Origin of the sequence: uncultured Virgibacillus sp. (assembly GCF_947495635.1) — a bacterium.
GTDB classification, from domain to species: domain Bacteria; phylum Bacillota; class Bacilli; order Bacillales; family Amphibacillaceae; genus Virgibacillus; species Virgibacillus salarius.
Genome location: NZ_CANMAB010000112.1, coordinates 1 through 12,639, shown reverse-complemented (window position 1 = coordinate 12,639; position 12,639 = coordinate 1). Strand labels below are relative to the sequence as shown.

11 protein-coding genes are annotated in these 12,639 nt (G+C 38.2%); all 11 read right to left on the bottom strand.

The genetic code is table 11. From position 1 onward, the window contains the following. Positions 1–626 precede the first annotated feature (626 nt). Positions 627–1,268, bottom strand: coding sequence for an orotate phosphoribosyltransferase (pyrE, locus tag Q1A47_RS17945; protein ID WP_026680830.1), 642 nt, complete (start codon positions 1,266–1,268; stop codon positions 627–629). Further along, on the bottom strand, positions 1,255–1,965 hold the full coding sequence (gene pyrF / locus Q1A47_RS17940; RefSeq protein ID WP_026680829.1) for an orotidine-5'-phosphate decarboxylase: 711 nt from the start codon (positions 1,963–1,965) through the stop codon (positions 1,255–1,257). Before pyrF ends, pyrE begins: the two co-directional genes overlap by 14 nt. After that, the gene (locus tag Q1A47_RS17935) at positions 1,962–2,873 is read right to left on the bottom strand and encodes a dihydroorotate dehydrogenase (RefSeq protein ID WP_026680828.1); all 912 of its coding nucleotides are present in this window, start codon (positions 2,871–2,873) and stop codon (positions 1,962–1,964) included. The genes pyrF and Q1A47_RS17935 overlap by 4 nt, the downstream gene beginning before the upstream one ends. After that, on the bottom strand, positions 2,870–3,628 hold the full coding sequence (locus Q1A47_RS17930; RefSeq protein ID WP_026680827.1) for a dihydroorotate dehydrogenase electron transfer subunit: 759 nt from the start codon (positions 3,626–3,628) through the stop codon (positions 2,870–2,872). Before Q1A47_RS17930 ends, Q1A47_RS17935 begins: the two co-directional genes overlap by 4 nt. After that, positions 3,625–6,825 carry a carbamoyl-phosphate synthase large subunit gene (gene carB / locus Q1A47_RS17925; protein WP_026680826.1) on the bottom strand — a complete coding sequence of 1,067 codons (3,201 nt, stop codon included), beginning with the start codon at positions 6,823–6,825 and terminating at the stop codon, positions 3,625–3,627. The genes Q1A47_RS17930 and carB overlap by 4 nt, the downstream gene beginning before the upstream one ends. Next, a complete protein-coding gene (locus tag Q1A47_RS17920; RefSeq protein ID WP_026680825.1) occupies positions 6,818–7,912 on the bottom strand; it encodes a carbamoyl phosphate synthase small subunit in 1,095 nt (364 codons plus the stop codon). Before Q1A47_RS17920 ends, carB begins: the two co-directional genes overlap by 8 nt. Next, on the bottom strand, positions 7,909–9,189 hold the full coding sequence (locus tag Q1A47_RS17915; RefSeq protein WP_166530029.1) for a dihydroorotase: 1,281 nt from the start codon (positions 9,187–9,189) through the stop codon (positions 7,909–7,911). The genes Q1A47_RS17920 and Q1A47_RS17915 overlap by 4 nt, the downstream gene beginning before the upstream one ends. Then, entirely contained in the window at positions 9,143–10,072 is a 930-nt protein-coding gene (locus Q1A47_RS17910) for an aspartate carbamoyltransferase catalytic subunit (protein ID WP_026680823.1), read from the bottom strand. The genes Q1A47_RS17915 and Q1A47_RS17910 overlap by 47 nt, the downstream gene beginning before the upstream one ends. 184 nt (positions 10,073–10,256) lie before the next feature. Next, a complete protein-coding gene (pyrR, locus tag Q1A47_RS17905) occupies positions 10,257–10,802 on the bottom strand; it encodes a bifunctional pyr operon transcriptional regulator/uracil phosphoribosyltransferase PyrR (protein WP_026680822.1) in 546 nt (181 codons plus the stop codon). A gap of 210 nt (positions 10,803–11,012) precedes the next feature. Then, a complete protein-coding gene (locus Q1A47_RS17900) occupies positions 11,013–11,924 on the bottom strand; it encodes an RluA family pseudouridine synthase (RefSeq protein WP_166530030.1) in 912 nt (303 codons plus the stop codon). Then, entirely contained in the window at positions 11,921–12,391 is a 471-nt protein-coding gene (lspA, locus tag Q1A47_RS17895; protein WP_026680820.1) for a signal peptidase II, read from the bottom strand. The genes Q1A47_RS17900 and lspA overlap by 4 nt, the downstream gene beginning before the upstream one ends. Positions 12,392–12,639: the final 248 nt, after the last annotated feature.

Genomic DNA, 12,639 nt, shown 5'->3' with positions numbered 1-12,639 from the left:
ACTCCTGCGGGATTAGCGCGAGCCGAAAATCCACTTTGCAACGTGTTCTTCTTTGCAAAGTTAGTTGAGGCCGTGCCCGCGGAAAGCGAAGTAATTAGTCGGAGCATTGCCAATATACATCAAACATTTCAAAATAACTACTTGGTTTAACGCAGTCATTGCACTGATTTTATACTTTCTTAACTTATAAGAAAGGCCTAAAGACCTTTTTATCCCGCATATAGCCTATAACTGGCAGTAAGAGAGGCTGAGACAAAAGTAATGAAGAAACAATCAAAAAACGAATGAAAATTATTTCAAATTAATTATCATTCGTTCTTTGATAAAATAATTAATATAGCACCTAAAATATACGAGACTCCTTGAAAAAGAACGCTTTTTCTGCTACGATGTATCCCTGCTGAAGCCTTCCTTATCCAGCGAAAACAGCACGAGTCCGAAGATCCACGTGTTTTTCTTTACCAAAGTAGCTGAGGCCGTACCCGTGGGAGTCTATGTCCTTTGACCGCGCTTCGTATCAACATTTATTTTTGTTTCACGGCTTTTGAGTTAACTATTTTAGGTTCGTCCCTAACCCTTTCTGCAATCAATTAACAATATGTTAGACTTATAACATAAGGAACACTTTAGCTATTAAAACGACTATTGATTTTCCCCAAGTCCTCTCTCCATTTTAATAACTTTTGCTTTTCATTTTCTGTAATTTCTTTATCTAATAGTAGCGCATTCACTAATTGATCAAAGCCCGTAATGGTATGGTGGGAAAAACCCGCTTCAGTAAAAGCTGTTTCTGCAGTAGCTAATCCATAGGTGAAAATAGCAAATACAGAACAAACCTTTCCACCATTTTTTTCAATTGCTTGCGCAGCTTCAATCGAAGAACCACCAGTGGAAATGAGGTCCTCAATAACAAGCACCTGTTTACCAGACTCTAATTCGCCTTCAATCTGATTACCTTTTCCATGACCTTTTGGTTTTGATCGAACATAGATCATCGGTAGGTTTAATTCATCTGCTAACCAAGCTGCATGTGGTATTCCAGCAGTAGCACATCCAGCAATCATATCAGGCTTTATTTGCAAATCATTCATTCGTTTAATAAAGGATGTGGTAATCTGTTTGCGTACTTCAGGATAAGACATGGTTAGACGATTATCACAGTAAATTGGCGACTGTATACCAGAAGTCCAAGTAAAATACCCATCTGTTTTTATTTGTACAGCTTTGATTCTTAGTAATTCACGTACGATGTGGTCATGCTCCTGCATTTTTCCACTCCTCTTTTAATTGTTTATATGCTTTATTTGGATTATCTGCTTTTGTAATGGTTCTACCCACAACAATAAAGTCTGACCCGTTACCTCTGGCGAAAGAAGGTGTTGCAATTCGTTTTTGATCATTATTATCGGTATTAGTGAGCCTAATTCCTGGAGTTACGGTTAGAAACGAAGTCCCACATTGTTCCTTCACAGCCTTCGCCTCAAGTACAGAACAGACAACTCCGTCAGCCCCAAACTGTTTAGCAAACGTTGCAAAATGAAGGACATTTGCTTCTACATCACCTGAAATTAGCATTTCCTGATTCATTATCGATTGATCCATCGAGGTTAGAATGGTTACTGCGAGCAATTTCGTTTGGAAATTTGGATTGCCATTTATAAGCCCTTCCTTGGCCAGTTTGATCATCTCACTGCCTCCAAGGGCATGAACATTTACCATATCTATTTCCAGCTTAGCAATATTTTCCATAGCACGCATCACCGTTGTTGGAATGTCATGAAGCTTTAGATCAAGAAAGATAGCATGTCCATTTTCTTTTAATCGTTCGATAAGGATGGGCCCTTCTTTATAAAATAACTCCATACCAACCTTTACTGGTACACCATGTAAATCATTTTGTTCAAGAAACGTTTTCGTTTGTTCCCAATTGGGAAAATCCAATGCAAGATATATTGGTGTCTTCATGAACATATCCCCTTTCCAATTGCATCATTTACGGAATTAAAACCATACGCAGCTAATGTTTTTGGTAGTTGTTCGATAATTTCTATACAGACATAAGGGTTTTGAAAATTTGCCGTACCTACAGCCACCGCACTAGCTCCCGCTAATAAAAACTCAAGAGCATCTTCCGCGTTTACTACTCCTCCCATCCCAATTATTGGAATATTGACTTGCTTTTTTACTTCATAAATCATTCGTATCGCTACTGGTTTAATTGCTGGTCCAGATAACCCTCCCGTTTTATTTGCCAGTAAAGGACGTTTTGCAGATAAATGCATTTGCATTCCAGTAAGTGTATTTATCATCGATAACCCATCGGCTCCAGCTAATTCTACTGCTTTTGCCATTGTCCCAATATCTGATACATTTGGTGAGAGTTTAACATAGACAGGTAGATTACTTGCCTTTTTAACACGTTCTGTTACCTTTGCTGCCATCTTTGGATCTGTTCCAAACTGGATCCCGCCCTCCTTAACATTTGGGCAGGAAATATTCAGTTCTAAGGCAGTAACGTCACCTGCTTCATTAAATGCTTTTGCTACTTCTACGTATTCTTCTAACGTACTACCAGCAATATTTGCGATGATTGGTGTGGAGAAGCTTGCTAAAAAAGGCACTTCATTTTCTATAATGCTACTAACACCAGGGTTCTGTAATCCAATGGCATTCAACATCCCAGCTGCTGTTTCGGCGACTCGTGGAGTTGGGTTCCCAAATCTAGGTTCCATTGTGGCAGCTTTCATAACGATGGCACCTAATTTGTTCAAGTCATAAAATTGACTATATTCTCTACCAAACCCAAAGCATCCCGAAGCAGGCATAATTGGATTTTTTAATGATAAACCAGGTAATTCAATCGCCAAGCTCATACTAGTTGCACCTCCTGTGCAGGAAATACAGGACCATCTTTGCAAATCTTTTTATAGCCTCCGCAATCATCTGTAGGAATGACACAAGCAAAGCAAGCGCCTACTCCACAGCCCATTCTCTCTTCCAAAGAGATATACCCATGTTTTCCTGCCATTTGAGCGGTAATAGCCTGTAACATCGGTAATGGTCCACATGAGTAATAACAATCAATACTACTTACATCGTCTAATACGTTGGTTACGAATCCTTTTCTACCATAACTGCCATCATTAGTTACAATAATTGTCCGACCGAGTTCAGCAAATTTTTCTTCATAGAACACACTCTCTTTGGTTTGGAAGCCTAATACAGAGACAATATTCACCTGTTGCTCTTTTAATTTTCGTGCCAAATAGTAGAGTGGAGGTACACCGATACCGCCTCCTATAATAAGAATTGTTGAATTAGCTTTAGGTTCAAGCGGAAAACCATTTCCGCTTGGACCAAGTACATCGATGGAATTTCCAATGGGATAGGAAGCTAATTCTTTCGTACCACTACCAACAACTTTAAAAAGAATCGTGACTGTTTCCGCATGTTCATCAACCTGAGATATAGATATTGGGCGTCTTAGCATATGCCCTTTCAACTGTAGGTGCAAAAATTGTCCAGGCACTGCTGTATTGCTTATATATTTGTTCTCAAGCACCATTTCGATGGTATCTTGCGCTATGGGGCTTTTCTTTAAAATAACCATGTTCTCTTTACGCATCATAAGATGACAACCTCTTTTTGCTGCATCGGTTTAGCTTGAAATGTCATAGATTCTATTACATTAAGGATTGCATTTGCAGTATCTAAATTTGTTAAACAAGCAATACCATGTTCCACAGATTCTCTACGAATTCTAAATCCATCTGAACGTGGCTGCTGTCCTGAAGTTAACGTATTGATTACATATTGTACTTCCCCATTTTCAATAATCGAAAGGACATTTGGTTTCTCTGCACCAATTTTTTCTACTTTAGTAACTGGTATTCCAGCATCTCGAATATAAGCTGCAGTTCCTTCGGTAGCGTATAATTGAAAGCCTAATTGATGAAATCGCTCTGCATTTCCAAGCATCTCCTGTTTATCTTTATCAGCAACCGTTAATAGCACTGCTCCCTCTTGTGGTAATTTAATTCCTGATGCGATAAGCCCTTTATATAATGCTTTTTCTAATGTCTTATCATAACCGATGGCTTCACCAGTAGATTTCATTTCTGGACCTAAAATGGTATCAACACTACGAAGCTTCTCAAACGAGAACACAGGTACTTTAACGGATACTTGATCGTCTTCAGGTAAGATTCCCGTTACGTAGCCCATCTCCTGAAGCTTTTCCCCAAGTATACATTTCGTAGCAATATTTGCCATCGTTACACCAGTGATCTTACTTAAGAATGGAATTGTTCTACTTGCTCTTGGGTTTACTTCAAGTACGTATACCGCTTGATCACAAACAATGAATTGAATGTTAATCAGCCCCTTAACTTGAAGCGCATAGGCAATACGAGTAGCTGCATCCAAACATTTTTGTTTCACAGATTCACTTATTCGTTGGGGTGGATACACGGCTATTGAATCACCAGAGTGAACACCGGCACGTTCAATATGCTCCATAATACCCGGGATGATAACCGTATCGCCATCACTTATCGCGTCAACTTCTACCTCCATACCGGTAATATATTTGTCAATTAAGATTGGATGAGAGTCTGCAACATGATCTGTCTTAGCAAGATATGATTCTAATTCATGGTCATTATAAACAATCTCCATTCTACTTCCACCAATGACATAAGAAGGTCTTACTAATACAGGGTAACCAATCGTGTTAGCTACCTCTCTCGCTTTTTCCATATTTAACACCGTTTTCCCCTGTGGTCTTAAGAGCTGTAAGTCATCTACTAATAGCTCAAATTTGTCTCGATCCTCTGCTCGATCAATCGCTTCTAAATTTGTCCCTAATATCTTCACACCTCGACGTTCAAGTCCTGCCGCTAAATTAATGGCAGTTTGACCACCGAATTGAACAATAACACCTTCTGGCTGTTCTAACTGGATTACATGCATCACGTCTTCTAATGTTAATGGCTCGAAATATAATTTATCTGAAATACTGAAATCAGTGGAAACAGTCTCCGGATTACTGTTCATGATGATGGCTTCATATCCCATCTCCTTGATCGCTAACACGGAATGAACCGTCGCATAATCAAATTCGATCCCTTGACCAATCCGAATTGGCCCAGACCCAAGTACAAGGATTTTCTTCTGCTCAGATTGAATAGACTCATTTTCCTCTTCATAGGTACTATAAAAATACGGCGTTTCCGATTCAAATTCAGCTGCACAAGTGTCGACCATTTTATAAACAGGCAAAGCATTTTGTTTGATTCGATAGTTGTATATATCATCCTCTGATTGCTCCCATAAACGAGCAATATGTGCATCGGAAAACCCAAGGCGCTTAGCTTCTAAAAGCATGGAAGGTTCCTGCTTGTTACGCTTTAATTTCTCTTCAATGATGATGAGACGCTGTAACTTATTTAAGAAAAATCGATCTATTTTTGTTAATTGAAATATCTCGTCAACAGACAACTTTCTACGTAAAGCTTCCGCTAAAACAAAGATCCTTTCATCATCCGCCTTTTGCAACCGCTGTTTTAATTCATCATCACTTGTACATTCTAAATTGGCTAGCCATAATTGCTCTGTTCCAATATCTAGTGAGCGAATGCCCTTTAACAATGATTCTTCAAAGTTACGACCTATTGCCATTACTTCCCCTGTAGCTTTCATCTGTGTTCCTAAATAGCGATCGCCTGCAGTAAACTTATCAAACGGAAATCGAGGAATTTTTGACACAACGTAGTCAAGTGCTGGTTCAAAGCATGCATAGGTTTTGCCGGTTATCGGGTTAATAATCTCATCCAGTGTTAAACCAACAGCAATTTTAGCGGCCATTTTAGCAATTGGATAGCCTGTAGCTTTCGACGCAAGTGCTGAGGATCTACTAACTCTTGGATTTACTTCAATAATGTAATATTGAAAGCTATTAGGATCTATTGCAAGCTGGACATTACATCCTCCTTCAATTTCTAATGCCCGAATAATTTTTAGCGAGGCATTTCGTAATAGCTGATACTCGCGATCACTTAATGTTTGAGAAGGTGCAACAACGATGGAATCCCCTGTATGAATGCCTACTGGATCAACATTTTCCATATTACACACGACAATGGCTTGATCATTTTTATCTCGCATCACTTCGTATTCAATTTCCTTAAATCCTGCTATGTTCTTCTCAATCAAGCATTGACTAGCAGGCGATAAAGCCAGACCATTTCGTGCAATTTCTTTTAATTCTATTTCACTATTACACATTCCACCACCTGTGCCACCTAACGTATAGGCTGGTCGAACAATGACTGGATAACCAATTTCCTCCGCAAACGCACAAGCCTGTTCCACCGTGTTGACAATCTGACTAGCTGGAACCGGTTCAGCCAATTCATTCATTAAATTTCTAAATTTCTCACGATCCTCTGCCTTTTGAATAGCCTCTAAGGATGTTCCTAATAAATCTACATGATATTCAGCTAATATGCCTGTTTCGTTCAACGCTACTGCCAAATTCAGTCCTGTTTGACCACCAAGTGTTGGTAATAAAGCATCTGGCTGTTCTGTGCGAATAATTTTTGTTAAAAATTCAACCGTTAGAGGTTCCATATAGACCTTATCAGCTACCGTATGATCCGTCATAATCGTTGCTGGATTAGAATTGGCCAATAATACGGTATATCCCTCTTCTTTTAATGCTTGACAAGCCTGTGTTCCCGAATAATCAAACTCTGCCGCCTGGCCAATAACAATCGGTCCAGAGCCTATTACTAAAATCTTTTTTATTGAAGTGTTTTTAGGCATATACCTTTTCCTCCTTTTTTACCTGCTCCATCATTTTTAAGAATGAATCAAATAAATAACTTGTATCTTCTGGCCCTGGTGAGCTTTCTGGATGATACTGTACAGAGAAAGCGGGGTAAATAGAATGTTCAATTCCTTCTACGGTATTATCGTTAAGCGCAATTTGTGTAAGCTTTAAATCCGTTTGTATTAAAGATGCTTGTTTTACAGCGTAGCTATGATTCTGGGATGTAATATATGTTCGATTCGTTCGGATATCCTTTACTGGATGGTTAGATCCACGATGACCGAACTTCATTTTTTCTGTATCTGCTCCACATGCAAGTGCTAATAATTGGTGTCCTAAGCAAATACCAAAAACCGGGATTTTGCCAATTACCTGTCTAATCATGTTGATTGTTTCTGGAACATCTTTTGGATCTCCTGGACCATTCGTAAGCATAATGCCATCTGGTTTGATACGTACTATATTTTCTGCGCTATAGTTATAAGGAACGACCGTAATATGACAATCACGTTTTGTTAGTTCACGAAGAATTCCATGCTTCATACCACAATCAACCACTACCACTCGTTTCCCTCTTCCAGGAACCACATACGGTTTAATCGTTGATGTTTGTGAAACCTGATTTCTCGACAATGTTATTCCTTTAAGCTGGGAGATAACTTTTTCTGGCTGGACTTCTGCATTCACAATTTTAGCTTTCATCGTTCCATATTTTCGAATAATCTTTGTTAACTTTCGTGTATCAATACCAGAAATTCCAGGTATACCATTCGCTTTTAAGTAATGATCTAACGTCTCCTCATTACGAAAATTAGAAGGATAGTCAGCAACTTCTTTCACAATAAAACCATGAATAAACGGTGTTACCGTTTCAAAATCATCTCGATTGATGCCGTAATTCCCCGACAGTGGATATGTCATCATGACAATCTGACCACAATACGAAGGATCTGTTATAATTTCTTGATAACCAGTCATCCCTGTGTTAAAGACAATTTCTCCAGTTGTTTCTTGTTCGCTTCCAAACCTTTCACCAACAAATACCGATCCATCTTCTAATATAAGCTGTCGTTTCGTCATTTTAGATCCTCCTCATAGACTATGTTTCCTTCCGAAATTGTTAAAACTGGAATAGCTGTAACCTCCCATTGATGGAAAGGTGTATTTTTACCTTTTGAATAAAACGTTTCTTTATCAATGGTTAATGACTTTTTCAAATCTATTAAAGTTAAGTCTGCGACACTACCAACATCGAGCTTGCCGTATGGTAGTTGAAATATTTCTGCCGGCTTGATCGTTAGCCAATCGATAAGCTGTTTGAGTGTAATTTTCCCTGTTTGAACAAGGTATGTATAGAGCAAAGAAAATGCATTTTCTAGTCCGACAATCCCAAATGGCGCCTCTAGAAAACCACGTTCTTTTTCTTCCTTCGCATGTGGTGCATGATCTGTTGCAATAAAATCAATTGTGCCATCCAACAATCCTTCTAATAAGGCTTGCTGATCTTCCTTTGCACGTAAAGGAGGATTCATTTTAAAATTCGCATCATCTGTTGTGATTGCCGACTCATTAAGTAATAAATGATGTGGCGTTACTTCAGCTGTTACATGAATTCCCGCCCGCTTCGCATCGCGAATAATTCGGACAGACTCCTTTGTACTAACGTGACATACATGATAATGACATCCAGTTGCTTCAGCTAGCAGTACATCTCTTGCAATTTGTACCGATTCGCTCAAAGCTGGAATGCCTGGCATCTGCATACGTTTGCTAACTTCACCATCATGCATCACACCACCATAGACAATAGAATTATCTTCACAATGAGCAACGATTACTTTATTACATGCCTTTGCTTCCCTCATAGCCTGAAGCATGTGATCCGCCGTTTGAACGCCCACACCATCGTCTGTGAAAGCAAAAATGTCTGTTTGGGCTATTTCTTTTATATCAACTAGTTCTTTACCTTGCAGTTTTTTTGTTATGGCAGCATATGGAAGAACACGAACCACAGCTTCTGCTTTTATACTTTCTAATATATTTTGAATAGTAGTCGTATTATCTGGTACTGGATTCGTATTTGGCATTGCACAAACAGTCGTATATCCACCTTTAGCAGCAGCATTAGTACCTGTAAAAATCGTTTCCTTATGTTCACCACCAGGTTCTCGTAAGTGGATGTGCACATCTATAAAACCTGGAGCCAATAGATTCCCTTTTCCATCAATCATTTGATCAGCTCTCTCCGTTATCCTAGAAGCTATTTTTGTAATAGATGTACCTTCAATGAGAAGCTCACAGCTCTCTAGTTCACCCGTTGATGACAGTTTTTTTACGTTTTTCAGCAATCGTTTCATGGATAATCCCCCGTTCCTGCAATAGTTTTTTAATAATGGCCATACGTGTATACACACCGTTGTTCATTTGTTTGAAAATTCTAGAACGTTCGCATTCTACTAATTCCGTATCAATCTCTACTCCTCGGTTAATTGGTGCGGGATGTAGAATAATTGCTTTCGGATGCATTTTCCTTTCCCGTTCCTTTGTTAATCCATATTTTCTTAAGTAGTCTTTGTTGTTTATGAAAATTTCCCGATGTCTTTCATGCTGAATGCGTAATAGCATAAGAACATCGCAACATTCTACTGCTTCGTCGATGGACAGATAAGGGAAATCAAGATTGTTATCTTTACAACCGTCAGCAGCAGCAAAATACACCTCTGCTCCAAGCCTACGTAATGTATGTGCATTGGAATTTGCCACTCTGCTATGCAATATATCACCTGCAATAACAACTTTAATCCCATGGAATTGTTGGAATTCCTGATAGATTGTTAGTAAATCAAGCATACACTGCGTTGGATGCTCTGCTTTACCAGCTCCTGCATTAATAATTGGGATACTAAGTTGATTCTTCAATTCATTCATCCAATAATCTGCTTGATGTCGAATAACTAATAGGTTAGCACCTATAGCTTCGAATGTTTTTGCCGTATCGTATAATGATTCACCTTTTTGTGTACTAGAATAATCAGCATGAAAATCAAGCACGTCCATGCCCAATTTACGCTCAGCAACTATAAAACTCATTTTTGTTCTCGTACTGGGCTCAAAGAATAAATTCGCAGCGAATAATTGCTTCGTAAATGATTGTTGCTGTAACCGTAATTGTTCTGCCTGATGTAAAACGCGAATAATTTCATCTTCCTTTAACTGATTCACAGAAAAAAAATGTCGCATAGTTCCTCCTTATCCATGCATATTTTTAATTTTCATAAAAAAACCTCTTTGCCTAAAGGTCGCAAAGAGGTATACGTGTAGAGAAGAACACACGTAGGTCTGGGCAACCTTTCAGATCTCTCGTATCTGATTAAAGGTTTCGTATACAGTTTTTATTCATTTACTTTCTAAAGAAGGTTAATTCCTATTTTTCATATATCGAAACAGTATCTTCTTTTCCATCGATTTCTTCTAATTGAACCATAATAATCTCTTTTTCTGATGTCGGAATATTTTTCCCTACATAGTCTGCTCGAATGGGTAGTTCGCGATGGCCACGATCGACCAAGACGCCGAGCTGAATTTGCGAAGGTCTTCCTAAGTCCATAACAGCATCCATCGCTGCTCGCACAGTTCTCCCAGTAAAAAGAACGTCATCTAATAATATAACTTTTTTTCCAGTTATATCTGCTGGAATATTTGTTTCCTTTAAATCCGGGTCTTCACCTTCCGTGGCCTTATCTAAATCGTCACGATATAAGGTGATATCCAATTCACCGATTGGCACTTCGATCGTTTCAATTTGTTTAATTTTCTCCTGTAATCGTTTGGTCAGTGGAACACCCCTTGTTTTTATTCCTACAAGTACAAGGTCGTCCCCACCTTTGTTTTTTTCTAGAATTTCATGAGCAATTCTTGTTAAGGCTCTGTTTATTGCCGGCTTATCTAAAATATCCGTTTTCTTTTTCATTTTTCCACCAACCAATCATAAGAAAAATTTGGGTTAGACCCAACATGTTTATATGTTAAATTGCACACAAAAATCCCTTTTCTCCATGAGGAAAAGGGATTTGGATTCCGATGTTGCATCAATTTCCGTAACCTTTTTAGCCTCACGGGGCTATAGTTAAAGGATCATATTTATTCGTCTGTTTTATTATTACAAACCATGGTTTGATTGTCAATACATTTTACGAATGTAGTCAATCAACTCTTGGAAATAATCAGGTAAATCTACTTCAAAATGCATCCATTCTTTAGTGGTTGGGTGTGTAAACGCGATCTCCTTTGCGTGGAGAGCTTGTCCGTTTACATCTATCGTTTTTCTTGGACCGTACTTTGGATCACCAACTAACGGGTATTCAATATATTTCATATGAACACGTATTTGATGTGTTCTTCCCGTTTCTAATTGACATTCAATAAGTGTATAATCGGAAAATTGTTCTATAACTTGAAAATGAGTAACCGCAGGCTTCCCATTTTCCACAACAGCCATTCTTTGTCGATCTTTTGGATCTCTACCAATCGGTGCATCAATTAATCCTTTTTCATGTGGAATATTGCCGTGAACCATAGCATGATATTTTCTTTTTATATCCTTATTCGCTAATTGCTTAGATAAGTGCTGATGTGCTTGATCATTTTTTGCCACGACTAACAAACCACTCGTATCTTTATCAATCCGGTGGACAATTCCTGGACGTTCTATTCCATTAATTCCTGATAGATCTTCACAATGATATAGCAGCGCATGAACAAGTGTACCATGTTGATGACCTGCAGATGGATGAACAACCATTCCTTTTGGTTTATTTACGACTAATAAATCACTGTCTTCATAAATTATATCTAATTCAATAGCCTCAGGAGCTAATTGTAATGGTTCTGCTTTAGGAATGGACCATTCTATATGGTCACCCAATTGACATTTATAATTAGCTTTGACCACTTCTCCATTTACTAAAACAAGTTGCTGTGTTATCCAAGTTTGTACCTGTGATCTGGACATATCTTTGTTTAGATCAGCTAATACTTTATCAATACGAACGCGATGTTGTTCTTCTGTTATAGTATGCTCTAACGGTTTCATGATTTTGCTTTTCCTTTCTTTGCTTCATCGATAAGCATTGCAATGATTATTAAACCTACACCAATAACTAAACTAGAATCAGCTACATTAAATATTGGGAAATCATAGCCGAAAATAATAAAATCAAAGAAATCAACCACTTCCTGACGAAATAGACGATCAATGAAATTACCAATTGCCCCACCTAATACAAGACTAAGCGAAACTGCTAAGGTCTTACTCTCCTTCGCGTGTTTTTGCATGTAATAGATAACACCTACTACAACAATAGCTGTTACAATATAAAAGAACACCATCTGGCCTTCTAAAATCCCCCATGCTGCTCCAGTATTACGATGAGATGTTATGTAGAAGAAATTATTAATAACCGTGATTTGTTCTCCAAGTTCCATTGATCGAACAATCATCCATTTTGTTAGTTGATCCAAGCCGATAATGAATAGAGCAATTAAGTAATACCAATACATTCCTTTTCCCCCGATTTTTAAATTGACATCAATATTTATCTTACCCACTTCACAAAGTAATTTCAATATATATCATACGAATGTATTTACGCAAGTAACCCTCCTTGTACAATATAACTTCCAATTTAATAAGATATTTTCCGTATAAGCAATTGCATATGTTCTGCAAATTAGAAAAACTGAGCAAAATTCGCTCAGTCCTTATCACTACATGCTCAGATTTACGCTTCCTCTAGTAGCTATTATGG